14 protein-coding genes, 1 other RNA gene and 2 pseudogenes are annotated in these 16,527 nt (G+C 47.2%); 12 read left to right on the top strand and 5 right to left on the bottom strand.

The window, feature by feature from the left end; genetic code table 11:
- Positions 1-52: 52 nt before the first annotated feature.
- From pdxH to SD450_RS11205, 4 genes are all read left to right on the top strand, one after another.
- Positions 53-700 carry a pyridoxamine 5'-phosphate oxidase gene (pdxH, locus tag SD450_RS11220; RefSeq protein WP_318344543.1) on the top strand — a complete coding sequence of 216 codons (648 nt, stop codon included), beginning with the start codon at positions 53-55 and terminating at the stop codon, positions 698-700.
- A gap of 245 nt (positions 701-945) precedes the next feature.
- The gene (locus SD450_RS11215) at positions 946-1,413 is read left to right on the top strand and encodes a SixA phosphatase family protein (protein ID WP_318344542.1); all 468 of its coding nucleotides are present in this window, start codon (positions 946-948) and stop codon (positions 1,411-1,413) included.
- A 3-nt stretch (positions 1,414-1,416) separates the two neighbouring features.
- A complete protein-coding gene (gene ppk1 / locus SD450_RS11210) occupies positions 1,417-3,492 on the top strand; it encodes a polyphosphate kinase 1 (protein ID WP_318344541.1) in 2,076 nt (691 codons plus the stop codon).
- Positions 3,493-3,504: 12 nt separating this feature from the next.
- A complete protein-coding gene (locus SD450_RS11205) occupies positions 3,505-4,386 on the top strand; it encodes a Ppx/GppA phosphatase family protein (protein WP_318344540.1) in 882 nt (293 codons plus the stop codon).
- Between the two features lie 8 nt (positions 4,387-4,394).
- Here the strand turns inward: SD450_RS11205 and miaE are convergent, their stop codons facing one another.
- Together miaE and SD450_RS11195 are read right to left on the bottom strand one after the other, a co-directional pair.
- Positions 4,395-4,976: a tRNA-(ms[2]io[6]A)-hydroxylase gene (miaE, locus tag SD450_RS11200; protein WP_318344539.1), complete on the bottom strand. Its 582-nt coding sequence runs from the start codon at positions 4,974-4,976 to the stop codon at positions 4,395-4,397.
- A 54-nt stretch (positions 4,977-5,030) separates the two neighbouring features.
- Positions 5,031-6,771 (bottom strand): annotated as a pseudogene (locus SD450_RS11195) (DNA polymerase III subunit gamma/tau).
- Between the two features lie 104 nt (positions 6,772-6,875).
- Between SD450_RS11195 and rnpB the strand changes: the two are divergent.
- Positions 6,876-7,180, top strand: an RNA gene (gene rnpB, locus SD450_RS11190) — RNase P RNA component class A.
- On the opposite strand, the pseudogene SD450_RS11185 reads toward rnpB, so the two are convergent.
- The 3 genes and pseudogenes from SD450_RS11185 to SD450_RS11175 form a co-directional block, all read right to left on the bottom strand.
- A pseudogene (locus tag SD450_RS11185) lies at positions 7,175-7,711 on the bottom strand (RsmD family RNA methyltransferase); the annotation flags it as partial. The gene rnpB and the pseudogene SD450_RS11185 sit on opposite strands and share 6 nt — an antisense overlap.
- Positions 7,711-8,544: a DUF3822 family protein gene (locus tag SD450_RS11180; RefSeq protein ID WP_318344538.1), complete on the bottom strand. Its 834-nt coding sequence runs from the start codon at positions 8,542-8,544 to the stop codon at positions 7,711-7,713. The pseudogene SD450_RS11185 and the gene SD450_RS11180, both read right to left, overlap by 1 nt.
- Complete coding sequence (locus SD450_RS11175; RefSeq protein WP_318344701.1) at positions 8,525-9,172, bottom strand: hypothetical protein; 648 nt, start codon at positions 9,170-9,172, stop codon at positions 8,525-8,527. The genes SD450_RS11180 and SD450_RS11175 overlap by 20 nt, the downstream gene beginning before the upstream one ends.
- Before the next feature lie 195 nt (positions 9,173-9,367).
- Here SD450_RS11175 and SD450_RS11170 point away from each other — a divergent pair, with 195 nt between their 5' ends.
- From SD450_RS11170 to SD450_RS11140, 7 genes are all read left to right on the top strand, one after another.
- Complete coding sequence (locus SD450_RS11170) at positions 9,368-10,801, top strand: ATP-dependent DNA helicase (protein WP_318344700.1); 1,434 nt, start codon at positions 9,368-9,370, stop codon at positions 10,799-10,801.
- A gap of 30 nt (positions 10,802-10,831) precedes the next feature.
- Positions 10,832-11,395: a DUF4126 domain-containing protein gene (locus SD450_RS11165; protein ID WP_318344699.1), complete on the top strand. Its 564-nt coding sequence runs from the start codon at positions 10,832-10,834 to the stop codon at positions 11,393-11,395.
- Between the two features lie 38 nt (positions 11,396-11,433).
- On the top strand, positions 11,434-12,147 hold the full coding sequence (gene kdsB / locus SD450_RS11160; protein WP_318344698.1) for a 3-deoxy-manno-octulosonate cytidylyltransferase: 714 nt from the start codon (positions 11,434-11,436) through the stop codon (positions 12,145-12,147).
- Positions 12,138-12,839, top strand: a complete 702-nt coding sequence (locus SD450_RS11155; RefSeq protein ID WP_318344537.1) for an HAD family hydrolase — start codon at positions 12,138-12,140, stop codon at positions 12,837-12,839. The genes kdsB and SD450_RS11155 overlap by 10 nt, the downstream gene beginning before the upstream one ends.
- Positions 12,839-13,966, top strand: a complete 1,128-nt coding sequence (locus SD450_RS11150; protein ID WP_318344536.1) for an iron-containing alcohol dehydrogenase family protein — start codon at positions 12,839-12,841, stop codon at positions 13,964-13,966. Before SD450_RS11155 ends, SD450_RS11150 begins: the two co-directional genes overlap by 1 nt.
- Positions 13,967-13,998: 32 nt before the next feature.
- Entirely contained in the window at positions 13,999-14,580 is a 582-nt protein-coding gene (locus tag SD450_RS11145; RefSeq protein ID WP_318344535.1) for a 1-acyl-sn-glycerol-3-phosphate acyltransferase, read from the top strand.
- Positions 14,581-14,804: 224 nt separating this feature from the next.
- The gene (locus SD450_RS11140) at positions 14,805-16,526 is read left to right on the top strand and encodes a GMC family oxidoreductase (protein WP_318344534.1); all 1,722 of its coding nucleotides are present in this window, start codon (positions 14,805-14,807) and stop codon (positions 16,524-16,526) included.
- The last annotated feature ends 1 nt before the right edge of the window (position 16,527 follow it).

Raw genomic sequence — 16,527 nt, 5'->3', positions numbered from 1 at the left:
TTTTAGAGCATGCTTGCTTTGACGGGATTTGAATTTTGCCGAAATTCACATCATGCAAAAAGACCTTGGCAATTACAGGAAATCCTACGAAAAGAGCGAGCTGACCGAAGGTTCCATCAAAGAGAACCCTTTGGAGCAGTTCCAGAAATGGTTCTACGAAGTGGAGGCATCGGATGGGGTGGACGAGCCCAACGCGATGACCGTTTCCACCATCGGTCTGGATGGGTTTCCCAAGAGTAGGGTGGTGCTGATGAAAAAATATACCCACGAAGGTTTCATTTTTTATACCAACTACAACAGTGAAAAGGGGCGTGCCATTGCGGCCGACCCTTCGGTATGCCTATCTTTTTTCTGGCCCAATATGGAGCGGCAGGTCATCATCAAGGGAAATGCGGAAAAGATTGCGGAAAACCTCTCCGATGGTTATTTTGAGTCCAGGCCCTTCGGGAGCCAGTTGGGGGCCGTCGTCTCCAACCAAAGCGACGTGATCGGTTCCAGGGAGGTGTTGGAAAAGGAACTGGAGGCGTTGGAAAAGCAGTACGAAGGGCAAACCATTGAAAGGCCAAAACATTGGGGCGGATATTTGGTGAGGCCCATTTCCATTGAATTTTGGCAGGGAAGGCCCAATAGGCTGCACGATAGGATCAGATACACCCTTCAAGAGGATTACGACTGGAAAATAGAACGTTTGGCACCCTAAGTTTTACTAAGCCAAATCGCTCTGGATTGAAAAATCCATAGGTTTAAAATAATTCTGTCAACCAGCAGATCGGGAAATTGTAAACCGTTATTAAGTTACTTAGTTATTTGGAGCGTAATTTTAATAACCCAATAATCTATAACTTAACAACTTTTGTGATGATACTATTGGTGGCAACTGGAAATTTTGAAATAAAGTGTATGGTTTTTAACTAATGATTTTGACCGATGAAACAATTGATATTGATGAGGCATGCAAAATCCTCATGGGACTACGAGGTCTCCGATAAGGACAGGCCCCTTCGGCAAAGGGGCATCAACGATGCACACTTGGTATCCAAAACATTCAAGGCACATGCGCCAAAATTGGATTTTATCTATTCTAGTCCGGCCATCAGGGCGCTCCATACCAGCATGATCTTTGTCCGAAACTTTGATTTTGACCTGGCCCATTTCAAGGTGGACAAGTCGTTGTATGACTTCGCCGGGGACAGTGTCCAACGTTTCGTGGAACAATTGGACAATGGTCTGGAAACAGTGGCCCTCTTTGGCCATAATTATGCCTTTACATCACTTGCAAATGCTTGGGGAGATCAGTATATTGACAACGTTCCCACTGCTGGACTGGTATACATTACATTTGGTGTGGACGATTGGTCCAAAATTTCCAAGGGTACCATAAAACAAATGGTCTTTCCAAAACAGTTGAGATAATAGATGATAAAAACTAAGAATGAATATATAAACAGGGAAATCAGTTGGTTGCGTTTTAATGCCAGGGTGCTCCAAGAGAGCAATGACAAAAGGGTGCCACTGATTGACCGGCTGCGGTTCCTGGGAATTTTTAGCAACAACCTGGATGAATTTTTCAAGGTAAGGTATGCCACCGTGAAACGGATCGTGGATGCAGGAAAGACCGGAAAAAGCGTGTTGGGAGGAGAAAGGGCCAATGACCTTTTGGAAGAGATCACCAAGATAGTGATAGACCAACAGGCACGTAGCCTTGAGATCTTCAATGCCATTGAAAAGGAGCTTAGGTCGGAAAATATCTTCATCATCGATGAAAAAGAGGTAAACGAGAGCCAAGCAGAATTCATACGCGACTACTATTTTAAAAAGGTCAATCAGGAATTGATGACCATCATCCTCAATGATCTTACAGAGTTCCCTTTGCTGAAGGACACGGCGGCCTATTTGGCGGTCAAGATCGTCATGAAGAACGGTTCCGGGCAGGGCAAGCACAACCGATATGCCCTGATCGAGATCCCGAAGGGAATCGATCGTTTTGTGGTACTTCCCAAAGAAGGGGAAAAGAACTACATTATCATTTTGGACGACCTTATCCGCTTCTGTCTGGACAATGTCTTCACCATGTTCGAGTTTGAGTCCATATCCGCCCACATGATCAAGATCACCAGGGATGCCGAGCTGGATATCGATAACGACCTGAGCAAGAGTTTCATCGAGAAAATCTCTTCCAGTGTGGAGCACAGGAAAATAAGCGATCCGGTCCGTTTCGTCTATGATAAAAAGATAGACAAGGATACCCTCCAGTTCCTGAAGGAGAAAATGGACATCATGGGAACGGATAGCGTTATCCCGGGGGGACGGTACCACAACAGGCGCGACTATATGGGCTTTCCCAGCTTGGGCAGGCACGACCTCATGTACGAGAAAATTGAGCCACTGCCCGTAAAAGGATTGAGCATGAAAGGGAGTCTTCTGGAAATGATAGCCCACAAGGATTACATGATCTATGCGCCCTACCATACGTTCAGCTATGTGACCAAGTTTTTGAGGGAAGCTGCCCTTGATCCCAAGGTTAGGAACATCAAGATCACCATATACCGATTGGCCAGCGACAGCCAGATTGCATCGGCCTTGATCAATGCGGCAAAGAACGGAAAACACGTGACCGTCCAAATTGAGTTGCAGGCAAGGTTTGATGAACAGAACAACATCGAGTATGCCAACTACCTGCAGGCCGAGGGCGTTCACCTGATCTTTGGGGTGCCTGGATTGAAGGTGCACAGCAAGATTTGCATGATAGAACGCGAAGAAGGCCACGGAATCAAGCGGTATGGGTTCATCAGTACCGGGAATTTTAATGAGTCCACGGCAAAGATCTATACGGATTACACCCTTTTCACGGCCCACGAAGGCATTTTGAAGGATATGGGCAAGGTGTTCGATTTTTTTGAGACCAATTACAAGATCAACAAATACAAGCATCTTATCGTTTCCCCACACTATACCAAATCGACTTTCATCAAACTCATCGATAAGGAAATCAGCAATGCCAAACAGGGCAAGGAGGCCTACATCAAAATAAAGATGAACAGCCTTACTTCCTACAAAATGGTGGACAAACTCTATGAGGCGAGTAGGGCCGGGGTGAAGATCCAGATGATTATCAGGGGCATTTGTTGTCTTATTCCGGGTATTGAGGGCATGAGCGAGAACATTGAGGCCATCAGTGTGGTGGACAAGTTCTTGGAGCACCCCAGGTCGTTCATTTTTGCCAATGGGGGCAATCCGAAGGTCTATATTTCCTCTGCGGACTGGATGACCCGGAACCTCGATTTTAGGGTCGAAGTAGGCTGTCCCATCTATGATGAGGACATCAAACAGGAGTTGTTGGATACCTTTGAAATATCCTGGAGGGACAATATGAAGGCCCGTGTTCTATCGGCCAAGCAGGACAACGCCTATCGACAAAGAGCTAAGGGCGAACCTGGGTTTCGATCGCAGGTTGAGATGTACCATTACTATCAAAAGAAGTTGGAATCCTAATACCGTTTGAATTTGGTCATACGCAAATTTGCCGCCATAGACATTGGGTCAAACGCCATAAGGCTGCTGATCAACAATGTCATTGAACAGGAGAACAAACCCACTGCCTTCAAGAAGAGTGAGCTCGTTCGGGTGCCTGTCCGTTTGGGGGAGGATGCTTTTCTCAGGGGAAAAATCTCTGAAAGGAACGTGGATCGGCTGGTCAGTACCATGAAATCCTTTGACCTATTGATGCAGGTGTACGGGGTGGAAAAATATATGGCTTGCGGCACTTCTGCCCTTCGGGAAGCTAAGAACGGACGCGAAGTGGTGGAGCGGGTCAAGAAGGAAGCAGGGATGAAGATAGAGCTTATCGATGGGAAAAAGGAAGCGCTCATCATTGCATCCACGGACCTGAAAGATATTATCAAAGCTGATAGGATGTACCTCTATGTCGATGTGGGCGGAGGCAGTACCGAGTTCACCATTTTTGACAAAGGGAAACCCGTGATGTCCCATTCCTTTAAGATCGGGACCGTGCGTATCTTGAGCAATCTGGTGGATGACACCGTTTGGGAGGAAATCAAGACCTGGATCAAGACGAACCTGCCCATGGACGGAAGGGTGGAGATCATAGGTTCAGGCGGAAACATCAACAAGCTCCACAAAATGTCCGGCCGGAAAATAGGCCAGCCCTTATCCTACATCTGGCTGAACGCGCAGTACCATTTTCTGAACAGTATGGCGTATGAGGACCGTATTTCTGAATTAGGCCTCAACCAAGATAGGGCGGATGTGATCATTCCTGCGACCAAAATATTCCTGAATGCAGCAAAATGGAGCAAGGCCAAAAAAATCCATGTGCCCAAAATCGGTCTTGCAGATGGGATGATCAAAACGCTATACTACCAATAGAGCGGGAGCTACCCGTGCATGGTCTCTTTTTTTCCAAGGTTTTTCATCAGTTCCGCTTCATGCTCCAACAGGGCCTGCCATTTTTGATCCACTTCTTTTTTGTCCCCATATTTTCGGGCAAAGGCCAGGAACATGGTGTAATGGTTGGCTTCGCTGACCATGAGGTTTCGGTAAAAATCAGCGAGCTCTTTGTCCTGGATCTCTTCGGAAAGTAAGCGGAAACGTTCGCAGCTTCTGGCCTCGATAAGAGCTGCGTACAGCAGTTTGTGAACCAGATGGGTTTCCCGGCTTCCGCCTTTGGGGAAGAATTTCATCAGTTCGATCACATATTCATCCTTCCGCTCACGGCCCAACACCCAGCCACGGCTAAGGATTTTGTCATGCACCATGTTGAAATGTCCCATTTCCTCCCTGGCCAAAGCCGTCATTTCCTTTACAAGCTCCGATTTTTCCGGAAAACCGATGATCAGTGAAATGGCAGTGCTCGCCGCTTTTTGTTCGCAGTAAGCGTGGTCGGTAAGGATTTCTTCAATGTTCTTTTCAACGATGTTCACCCATCGCGGGTCGGTCGGTAGTTTAAGGCCTAGCATGCGTATGTGTTTGAAATTTCGAGCTACAAAGATACGAGTATTGCGGCAGGATGTTTAGAAATCCAGGTCGAACTCTTTGCGGAGTAGGTCAATGGCGGGATTCTTTTCCCTTAATTTTTCATACTTCTCCTCTGGGGTGAAGGCAAACTTTTTGGCGACCTCCTCGTTTACCGTAATGTGCAGGGTGATGGAATAATTGTTGAGCTTTTGTTTCAGATAGTCCATCATCAGGCTCTGTTCCCGTTCTACCTCTTTTTTCATGGTGCTGTTGGGAAGCTCTATCCAAATGGTGTTCTCGTTTTTAAGTTTGGGAACATCGGCATTCAGGTTGCTGGCCAATATTTTTCTCCCTTGGTTTTCCAACTCGTGGACAAAATCGTCCCAATGTTGCTGCATGTCCTCCTCGGTGAAGGCATCTTTGGGAAGGTCTTCTTCAGAAACTTCTGGGGATTTATTGACCTCATGCGCCTTTTTGACCTTGATACTGGAGAGCGAAAGGCCAGAAACCCTTTTCTCTGGGGTCTTGATCTGGATTCTTTTTGTAGGCTCATAGGCCTCCTCGGGTTCTGCGACCACTTCTTCTTTTGCTGGTTCGCTTACCGGTTCAGGTGTGATATCCGCTGCTACTGTCTTCGGGGCAATCCCGTTGTGATGTGGGGCAGTTGTTCCGTTTTTCTTTGGGGCAACATTTGAAAAGTGTGAGGCCGGGATTATGAAATCAGCGTTTTTTTTTTTCTCCATCAAAAGTGATGGAGGCCAATTTCATAAGAGTAAGTTCTACCAGCAACCGCTGGTTTTTGCTCACCTTGTACTGCAGGTCGCAATCGTTCGCCATATCGATGGCCTTGAGCAGAAAATCCTTGGGTGCCTTTTTTGCCTGTTCCTGGTACTGTTGTTTTACATCGTCCCCTACTTCCAAAAGATTAAGGGTGTCGGGATGCTGGCAGACCATCAAATCCCTAAAATGGGAAGCAAGGCCGGATATAAAATGATGCCCATCGAAACCGAGCGATAGTGTTTTGTTGAACAGGAGCAAGAGTTCAGGAATGTTGTTTTCCAAGATGAGGTCCGTAGCTGAAAAATAAATGTCATAATCCAGCACGTTCAGGTTTTCGGTGACGGCTTTTCGCGTAAGCTGTTTACCCGAAAAACTCACGACCCGATCAAAGATGGAAAGGGCATCGCGCATGGCACCATCCGCCTTTTGGGCGATGATGTGAAGGGCACTTTCCTCTGCATCCACACCTTGTTGCTCTGCAATGTATTTGAGGTATTCCGAAGCGTCCTTTACCGTGATCCGTTTAAAGTCAAATATTTGACATCGGGAAAGGATGGTAGGGATGATCTTATGCTTTTCCGTGGTCGCCAAAATGAAAATGGCGTGCTTTGGGGGCTCTTCCAAGGTCTTCAAAAAGGCATTGAAGGCCGATTGTGAGAGCATATGCACCTCATCAATGATATATACCTTGTACTTGCCCACTTGTGGGGGTATGCGTACCTGGTCTATCAGGCTGCGGATGTCGTCCACGGAATTGTTGGAAGCGGCATCCAGTTCAAAAATATTGAAGGCAAAGTCCTCGTCTTCCCGTTCCGTACCGTCCTGGTTGATTTTTTTGGCCAAAATACGGGCGCAGGTGGTCTTCCCGACCCCTCTGGGTCCGCAGAACAATAGGGCTTGGGCCAAATGGTTGTTCTCAATGGCATTCAGCAGGGTGTTGGTGATGGCCTCTTGGCCTACCACATCCTTGAATGTCTGGGGACGGTATTTTCTAGCGGATACTATAAAAGGTTCCAAAGCGGGAAAATTGAGATACTACAAATATAAAAATAGGAACGGGCAAAGCCATTGGTATGTGACTTGGATACCCTTTTTTTATTAACAATTGGATTACCTTTGCGGGAGCAGGCCACCTTATCGTCCCGATTGGTATCGGGGAGGAAAGTCCGGACACCATAGTGCGGCATAGCGGGTAACGCCCGTCCGCCGAGAGGCGAGGACAAGTGCAACAGAAAGCAAGTACAGTTCGGCTGTAGTGAAATCAGGTAAACTCTATGCGGTGAAACGCCATGTAAACCAATGTTTGAGGGCTGCACGCCCGAGTTGGAGGGTAGGCGGTTGGAGCCTTTGGGCAACCAAAGACCTAGATAAATGATAAGGGGTTCCGAAAGGGATTACAGAATCCGGCTTATGGCCTGCTTTTTTCTTCAAAAAAACTAAAAATGCTCCCTCCATATTTCCGATGCTCGGAAAAATTAGGGTGTGATGAAAGGTCTGTTTGGTCCGAATGTTCCACAATCAGCAAACCGTCTTCCAACAACAGTTCCCTTTCCAGGACCAAATCGACAATCTTTAAAAACTGGGTTTGATCAAAACTGTAGGGTGGGTCGGCAAAAATAATGTTGAACTTCTCGGGCGTGCGTTCCAAATACTTGAACACATCGGACTTGATGGCATCGATAGGGAACTCCAGCTCTTTTGCCGTCTTGGAGATGTATTGCACACAACCGGGAAAGCTGTCCACGGCAATGATTTCCCCGGCATCCCTTGAAGCAAACTCAAAACCGATGTTGCCCGTGCCCGAAAATAAATCGAGTACCTTGAGCCCGTCAAAATAATAGCGGTTGTTCAAGATGTTGAACAGACCTTCCTTGGCCATGTCCGTGGTGGGCCTGACCGGTAATTTTTTTGGGGCAACCAATCGTTTGCCTTTGTGTTTTCCTGAAATGATCCGCATCAAAGGGCGCTTAAGATGGAAAAGTCAATCACCTCATTTTCCAATTCTTCCAAAGGAAAGGAAGGGCTATTGGGCACAAAAACAGATACCAGTCCAACATATTGATGGCAAAGCTCGTATATGGGGTCGCCTTCCTCAATGGCCCCGAACATTTTTAGCTGCACTTTTTCCAGGTCCATCTGCAATTGTTCCAGACTGAAGAGGAGATAGTACAGAAAATCATTGGGTGTCTTGTATTCAAATTGGTTGTAAAAGAGCAGTTTTTTATCGGAAACCACCATCATCTCCATTTCATTCTCCGCGACCTGCACATAGCAGATGGGATCAGGGGCGGTTCTGCCCTCGTTCAGCAATGTGGAAATGAGCACGGTGCCACTGTGTTTGAACTCAAACTCACCGAAAAGGTCAAAAATATAGTTGTTGATGTTGGTGTAGGGGATATAGACGTTGACGATGTCCTGATTGGGGATTTCATCATAGGCAATGAGGTCGTTTGCCATGATCTTGGCGTTGAACTTCAAGTAGTTTGGAAGCTCTTCCTTATTGAAAAGTGGCCTTGGGACCAAACTGAACATATTGTTCTTGTGGATGACCATCACCTCTGAAAAACTTTTTCCCACATCCCCACTTTGATTGAGCCTGTTCTTAAGCTCCTTCAACATCAAATAAGGGGTGGACTGCGTTTTGAACGTTATTTTTTCAAAAGCGAGTATTTTATGGGTAATGGTGTCCGTCACACAAAAAGAAAGTCCATTCAAGCCAGCTTGAATGGACAGTTTTCTATGTATGCTATTTGCTTTTGGCTGTTCTATATCAATCGATTTTTCTATCATAGATGGGCGGCCAGTTACCGTTTGTGCTCACATCTGTCAATGATCCTACTTTGATTTCGGTTCCGTTCACTTCTTCCACACTCTGCAGCGCATTCTCCCTGGCGACCAAATCTTCTGGTTGGTCATAGAGGAGGACATCTTTTTTCACCTTGACCTCAAAAACAGGCGCCTTGAATCCGCTTTTGTCGATGATGTCCGCCTTCATTTCGAACTTTTCATTGTTCTGTGCATAAGGAACGTTCATCATGGTTTTGTATCGGTCATCGGCCCCAAACAGGGAATCTTTCACCTTTACTGTTCCCAAGGTGTCGATAATTACCGTATCTTGTTGCATATCAATCTGATAGGCCTTGTCGTATCTCATGAAAGAGGAATCCCTTTGGGAAGTTATGGTGTAATTGCCGGTATCGATGAATTTGATGAGGCTCTCAAAGTCATTGGCATATTTTCCATTGACCATTTTATAGGCTTCCTGGGAGTCCCTGATATCCTTTAATTTTGCAATAACCTTGGAAAATCTTTCTCTTTTTACTTTGTTGAACTCAATGGGTGCATTGATGGATTGATAGATCTTATAACCTAGAAAAATGCTCAAAAGCGCAAATACAATAATCAGTACGGGCTTTATTTTTTGGGGTAAAAATCTGTCAATCAGGAATACAAGCCCTAAGGTCACAAGGCATATTAATACTACAATAAGAATTAAGTTTAACATATCTGATACTGTCTTTCAAAGTTAATTTAGTGGTTACAGACAAATCTACAATTTTTTTTTATTCACGAAACTTTTTGCTTTAAAAAACCATGCTATCTTTAAATGCAGATGAAGGATATTAATGCACTCGATTTTTTAAGGATTTTAACTGAAAAATTTCCACACGAACCTACGCACAAGCAGCAGTTGGCTTTGGAAAAACTGTCCCGCTTTACTGTGGAGGCGAAAAAGGACACCGTTTTTCTCTTGAAGGGTTTTGCCGGGACAGGGAAGACTACCTTGGTGGCCACTTTGGTCAGTAGTCTATGGAAAGTGAAAATGGGTTCGGTACTCATGGCGCCAACGGGACGTGCGGCCAAGGTAATGTCCGTGTATTCGGGCAACCAAGCCTTTACCATACACAAGAAGATCTATTTTCCGAAGAAACAATCCGGGGGAGGCATCCAGTTTGTCTTGGCACCCAATAAACATCGGAACACCATATTCATTGTGGACGAGGCTTCCATGATCCCCGACACCCCTGCCGACTCCAAACTGTTTGAAAATGGTTCGCTGCTGGACGACCTTATATATTATGTACACTCGGGGCACAACTGCAGATTGATCCTGATAGGGGACACGGCACAGTTGCCACCAGTAAAACTGGACATGAGCCCGGCACTTGATGAAGGCCGCTTGTCCTTAAATTATGACAAGGAAATTGAATGCCTCGAATTGGACGAGGTGATGAGGCAGGCAGATGACTCTGGCATCCTACATAATGCCACCAACCTTAGGGAGCAGTTGCAGTCCCAGTTTCTTGACGACTTTAAGTTTGAGTTGGGAGGGTACAGGGACATTGTCAGGCTCATTGACGGGTCGGAGATACAGGAGGCCATAGATTCATCCTATAGCCAAAACGGAAAGGAAGAGACGGCCATCATCGTGCGGTCCAACAAAAGGGCCAATCTCTACAACCAGAACATCAGGGAACGCATCCTTTTTTTGGACAATGAACTCTCCGTGGGGGATTACATGATGGTGGTGAAGAACAATTATTTCTGGCTCAGCCCCAATTCCGAAGCAGGGTTCATTGCCAATGGGGACATTATAGAGGTATTGGAACTTTTTGCCATAAAGGAACTGTACGGGTTTTTGTTTGCCGAGGTCAAGGTGAAGATGGTGGACTATCCCAATCAAAAACCTTTTGAGACCGTTCTTTTGCTTGATACGATTAATGCCGAAAGCCCATCACTTTCCTACGAGGACGGGAACAGGCTCTACCAAGAAGTGCTGAAGGACTATGCCCATGAGAAAACCAAGTACAGACAATTTATGGGGGTCAAGAACAACAAGTATTTCAATGCACTTCAGGTGAAATTTTCTTATGCCATAACCTGTCACAAATCACAGGGGGGGCAGTGGGACACGGTATTTGTGGAGCAGCCCTACCTTCCGAACGGAGTGGACAAGGATTATTTGCGATGGCTCTACACAGCGGTCACAAGGGCCAAGCGGCAATTGTACCTTATAGGTTTCAAAGATGATTTTTTTCTTGATTAGGAATATTCTATTTTAGACATCGCCATGAACATTGAACCGGATACCATTATAAGTATATTTTTGGGAATAGGACTCGCGGCATCCGTTGGGTTCCGGGTGTTCCTGCCCCTTTTTGCCCTCAGTTTGGCAGCTTACATGGGCGCTTGGGACCTCAATGAAAACTGGCAGTGGATAGGAAGCTTGGCAGCGTTGATCACCTTTGGGGTCGCGACCCTGGTGGAAATATTCGCCTACTTTATTCCATGGGTGGACAATGCACTCGACAGTCTGGCCATTCCCTTGGCTGCGATTGCGGGTACAGCGGTCATGGTTTCCACGGTGGCGAACTTAGATCCAGTGGTCACATGGTCCTTGGCCATCATAGCCGGGGGAGGAACGGCAACTGCCATCAAAGGGGCGAACGCCGCTGGAAGATTGACCTCTTCCGCTACCACAGGGGGATTGGCCAATCCTTTGGTGTCCACCATTGAGACAGGAGCGGCCGTTACCGTGTCCACGGCATCCATTTTAGTGCCTCCCATAGCGGCCATTTTGGTCATCATCATATTGGTGGGCATTTTTAGGATCTATAGAAAACTTCGACCCAAAAAATAACCGTTGCACAAAAAATAAGAGAAGTGAAAGTAATCTCCATGATACCGGCCCGGTACCAGGCCTCAAGATTCCCTGCCAAACTGATGCAGGACCTATCGGGAAAACCCGTCATTGTGCGGACCTACGAAGCCGCACTCAGCACCGGACTTTTTGACGAGGTATATGTGGTCACGGACAGTCCCGAGATCTCTGAGGCCATTTCGGAAGTTGGCGGTAGTGTCATCATGAGCAAGAAAAAACATGAAAGCGGCAGCGACAGGATTGCAGAGGCCGTGGAGGACATGGATGTGGACATTGTGATCAATGTACAGGGGGACGAACCATTCATAGACAAGGTAAGTTTGGAAAAGGTCATCCAGGTTTTTAAGGATGATCCGGCAAAAGAAATCGATCTAGCCTCCTTGATGACCCCCATAACCGATTGGGACGAAATATCGAACCCCAACACGGTCAAGGTCATCGTGGACAATCAGAGTTGTGCGCTCTATTTTTCACGATCCCCGATTCCCTATCCACGGGACATGGATGTCAAGGCGCCCTACTACAAGCACAAGGGAATCTATGCCTTTCGCAAAAAAGCATTGTTGGATTTCCAACAATTGCCCATGCTGCCCTTGGAGGCCAAGGAGAAGATAGAGGCCATCCGCTTTTTGGAATACGGAAAGAAAATCAAAATGGTGGAGACCCACGTCACAGGAATAGAAATAGACACCCCGGAAGATTTGGAAAACGCCAGAAGAGCATGGAAGTGAATTTCAAGGACATAAAGGTCATAGGTTTCGATGCCGATGACACCCTTTGGGTGAACGAGACCTATTTTAGGGAAACCGAGGAAAGGTTTGCTGAGCTTTTAGGGGAGTATGAGACCAAGAACAAAGTGGACCAAGAGCTCTTCAAAATGGAAATGGCGAATCTGGATATCTATGGGTATGGCATTAAAGGTTTTATGCTCTCCATGATCGAATCTGCATTGGACCTGTCCAATAATAAGGTTCCGCAGGAAACCATTTCAAAAATTTTGGAACTGGGCAAAGAAATGATCGCCCATCCGGTGGAACTGTTGGATGGCGTGGAAGAAGTCCTTTCCAAATTGGTGGACAAATACCGATTGATCGTACTGACCAAAGGAGATCTTCTGGACCAAGAGCGCAAGCTGGAAAAATCAGGACTCTCCAAGTATTTCCACCATGTGGAAGTCTTGAGCGATAAAAAGGAAAGCAATTATAGCAACCTGTTGGAACATCTGAATATTGATGTGAAAGAATTTTTGATGATCGGCAATTCCCTCAAATCGGACATATTGCCTATCTTGAACATAGGAGCCAAGGCGGTACATGTACCATTCCATACCACTTGGGTCCACGAAATGGTTCCAGAGGAACAAGTGAACGGACATTTGAAACTGAACAGTCTCAGGGACATCTTGAAGTATTTGGATAACTGATGAACATAGAAAGCAATTTGAAAAAACAGATCATAACCCCTTTGAACAAGACTACATATAGGAACTTTCCCATGGTGCCCAAGGTCGTCTTTGGGGCAGGATGTTTTTCCCAGTTGGGGGACATACTGCTGCCCATGCGGAAAAGTTCGGAGGCACCATTTATTTTTTTGGTGGACGATTTTTTTGAAAACAAGGAATTTGCCTCAAGGATCCCATTGATGCTGAACGATGAGGTTATATTCATATCCGCAGAAGAAGAGCCCAAAACGGAACAAGTGGATGCGTTGGTCGCACAGATCAGGGAAAAATATACCGAGATCCCATCGGGGGTCATCGGTATAGGTGGGGGAACACTTTTGGATCTGGCAAAGGCCGTGGCCATCCTCTTGAACAACAAAGGCTCCGCCAAGGATTACCAAGGTTGGGATTTGGTGCACAAGCCCTCCATTTACCATGTGGGAGTGCCCACCATTAGTGGCACTGGGGCCGAGGTTTCCCGTACCACAGTTTTGCTAGGCCCTGATAAAAAATTGGGAATCAACTCGGACTATACCACCTATGACCAAGTATTGCTAGATCCCGATTTGGCCAAGACCGTTCCCAAGGAACAATGGTTCTATACGGGGATGGATTGTTTCATCCATTGTGTGGAATCGCTCACCGGGACCTACCTCAATGCTTTCAGCCAGAGTTATGGGGAAAAGGCCATGGAGCTTTGCAAAGAGGTGTTCTTGGGAGATATACCGGAGAGTGAGTCACGGGAAAAGCTGATGATGGCCTCTTGGCACGGGGGAATGAGCATTGCGTATTCCCAAGTCGGTATAGCGCATGCCATGAGCTATGGGCTTTCCTATCAGTTGGGGATCAAGCATGGGTTGGGCAACTGTCTGGTGTTCCAGCATTTGGAGGAGTTTTATCCGGAAGGCGTGGCCATTTTTGAACAAATGATGCGAAAACATGACATACGATTGCCGAAAGGTATTTGTGCCGATCTGACGCAAAATGATTTTGATGTGATGGTCAATGTGTCCTTGGGATTGGAAGCCCTTTGGGAGAACGCCTTGGGGAAAGATTGGAAGAAAATCATCACACCGGCCCGATTGCAGGCCATGTACCAAAAAATCTAACCTGTTCGGCAAGGAGCAGGGCACTATAGACCATGCAGAGACTGGCCAAGTTTATCTATTTTAGGATCTTGGGTTGGAAGTTGAACGGCTTCTTTCCCCAGGTGGACAAATGTGTGGTCATTGTGGTGCCGCATACCCATTGGCTGGATTTTTTCCTTGGGCTCGTGGTGCGGAAGGTCGTGGGGCAAGAAATCAATTACATAGCCAAAAAAAGCTTGTTCTCTCCACCATTCGGATGGTTTTTCCGGTGGACGGGCGGAGCACCGGTAGATCGCTCCAAAAACTCGAATATGGTAGAGGGCATTGTCAAAATCTTCAATGAAAAAAAGATGTTTAGGCTAGCCTTGGCCCCCGAAGGAACTAGAAAAAAGGTGGAAAAGCTCAAAACAGGGTTTTACCATATTGCCAAAAGTGCACAGGTGCCGATTGTCATGGTTGCCTTCGATTTTGGAAAGAAAGAAGTGAAGATAGGGGAGCCTTTTCATCCCACGGATAATATGGAAGAGGATTTTGGACGGATATATGAATTTTATAAAGGAGTGATGGGCAAGGTCAGGGAGTACAGCTTTTCGCCGAACGGCTGGGAAGCTTTTCATACAAATAGTGTAACTTGATTTTTTGGCTTGATAGTTGCCATTAATCTTTTTGGACCTGTTGTTGGTCTAAAAAATTAAGGTTTCTTCTGTGAAAATTGGGAATATTAACCATCTGACAAAAAAATGCCCCTTCATCAATTGGAATGATTGTAGGTTGAGAGATGAAACAGGTTTTTACAAACAAAGTTTACTTGAAGATCAAAATAAAGGAAATCGATAACAGACGTTAAAAAGATATTAGGATGCAGATAAAGGAGAACAGTACGGTGTACGATGCGATAGTGGTCGGATCGGGAGCTGGTGGCGGTATGGCGACCAAGGTACTTGCGGATGCAGGCCTTAAGGTGGCCGTGGTCGAGGCAGGTCCATTTTTTGACCCGGCGGACCCAGAACAGAAGACCCAGTTGCGCTGGCCCTACGAGTCCCCCAGACGGGGAGCCGGTACGGTGCGTCCCTTCGGGGATTTCGATGCCGCCTATGGTGGCTGGGAGATAGAAGGGGAGCCCTACACGCACAAGGACGGTACCAAGTTCGATTGGTTCCGTTCGCACATGCTCGGCGGCCGAACCAACCACTGGGGGCGGATCTCGCTTCGCTTCGGCCCGGACGACTTCAAGCACAAGAGCATCGATGGGCATGGGGATGACTGGCCCATCAGCTATGACGATGTAAAGCCCTACTATGACAAGGTGGACAAGATGATCGGGGTGTTCGGCACCAACGAGGGGCTGCGCAACGACCCGGACGGATTTTTCCTTCCCCCGCCAAAACCAAGACTGCACGAGCTGTTCTACATCAAAGGGGCGAAAAAATCAGGAGTTCCCGTATATCCCTCGCGGATGTCAATGCTCACCAAGCGCATCAACAACGATCGCGGGGTATGTTTCTACTGTGGACAGTGCTCAAGGGCCTGTCAGGTGTATGCGGATTTTTCGGCAGGTACCTGCTTGATCTTCCCCGCGCAGAAGAGCCGTGGCCAGGTGGATCTCTTTGTCAACTGTATGGTCAGGGAGGTCACCGTGGATGATGAAGGACGTGCCACTGGCGTTTCCTATATCAACAAGGAGGACCGCAAGGAATACAAGCTCAAGGGCAGGGTAGTGGTGCTTGGGGCATCGGCCTGTAGCACGGCCCGTATCCTCTTGAACTCCAAGAGCCCACAGCATCCCAATGGACTGGGCAACAGCAGTGACCATGTGGGTAAATACCTGCACGACTCCACAGGTGGTGACCTGATGGCCTTTGTGCCCGACCTGATGAACCGAAAGGTGTCCTACAACGAGGACGGGGTGGGCGGAATGCACGTCTATTCCCCTTGGTGGGGCGACAATTCCAAGTTGGACTTCCCCCGGGGCTACCATATCGAGATATGGGGCGGAATGGGGATGCCCGGCTATGGCTTCGGTTTCAACGTGAACGAGTTCAACAAGTTCTTCGGAACAAAGGTGGGCGGCTATGGGGACATCCTCCGTAGCGATGCCAAGAAATATTACGGCGCGGTAGTGGGCCTCAGTGGTCGTGGTGAATCCATCGCCCTGAAGAGCAACTACTGCGAGATCGACCCTGCGGTGGTGGACGAATGGGGTATTCCCGTATTGCGCTTCCACTACAAATGGTCGGACAACGAACGCAACCAGGCCAAGCACATGCAGGACTCCTTTGAGGAGATCCTGACCAACATGGGCGGTGAGGTGATCGGTGGCAAGGCCGGAAAGGAACGGGATTATGGACTGCATGCTCCCGGACGGATCATCCACGAGGTGGGCACCACCAGGATGGGCGATGACCCAAAGACATCGGTGACCAACAAGTACCAACAGTTGCACGACGTGGACAATGTCTTCGTGGTGGACGCCGGGGTGTTCACTTCGCAGGCGGACAAGAACTGTACCTGGACCATATTGGCACTCTCCTGGAGGGCATCGGAATACATAGTGGAGCAATTGAAACAACAAAATCTGTAAG

Source organism: Flagellimonas baculiformis (assembly GCF_033441575.1).
Classification (GTDB): Bacteria; Bacteroidota; Bacteroidia; order Flavobacteriales; family Flavobacteriaceae; genus Flagellimonas; species Flagellimonas baculiformis.
Note: the sequence above shows the minus strand (reverse complement) of the source record. Positions and strands in the feature narration are given on the sequence as shown.

Excerpts from the sequence above, each read along its gene's own strand:
- pdxH (WP_318344543.1), top strand. The coding sequence starts at position 53 with ATGCAAAAAGACCTTGGCAATTACAGGAAATCCTACGAAAAGAGCGAG.
- SD450_RS11215 (WP_318344542.1), top strand. The coding sequence starts at position 946 with ATGAGGCATGCAAAATCCTCATGGGACTACGAGGTCTCCGATAAGGAC.
- ppk1 (WP_318344541.1), top strand. The coding sequence starts at position 1,417 with ATGATAAAAACTAAGAATGAATATATAAACAGGGAAATCAGTTGGTTG.
- miaE (WP_318344539.1), bottom strand. The coding sequence starts at position 4,976 with ATGCTAGGCCTTAAACTACCGACCGACCCGCGATGGGTGAACATCGTT.
- SD450_RS11180 (WP_318344538.1), bottom strand. The coding sequence starts at position 8,544 with ATGATAGAAAAATCGATTGATATAGAACAGCCAAAAGCAAATAGCATA.
- SD450_RS11170 (WP_318344700.1), top strand. The coding sequence starts at position 9,368 with ATGAAGGATATTAATGCACTCGATTTTTTAAGGATTTTAACTGAAAAA.
- kdsB (WP_318344698.1), top strand. The coding sequence starts at position 11,434 with ATGATACCGGCCCGGTACCAGGCCTCAAGATTCCCTGCCAAACTGATG.
- SD450_RS11155 (WP_318344537.1), top strand. The coding sequence starts at position 12,138 with ATGGAAGTGAATTTCAAGGACATAAAGGTCATAGGTTTCGATGCCGAT.
- SD450_RS11150 (WP_318344536.1), top strand. The coding sequence starts at position 12,839 with ATGAACATAGAAAGCAATTTGAAAAAACAGATCATAACCCCTTTGAAC.
- SD450_RS11145 (WP_318344535.1), top strand. The coding sequence starts at position 13,999 with ATGCAGAGACTGGCCAAGTTTATCTATTTTAGGATCTTGGGTTGGAAG.
- SD450_RS11140 (WP_318344534.1), top strand. The coding sequence starts at position 14,805 with ATGCAGATAAAGGAGAACAGTACGGTGTACGATGCGATAGTGGTCGGA.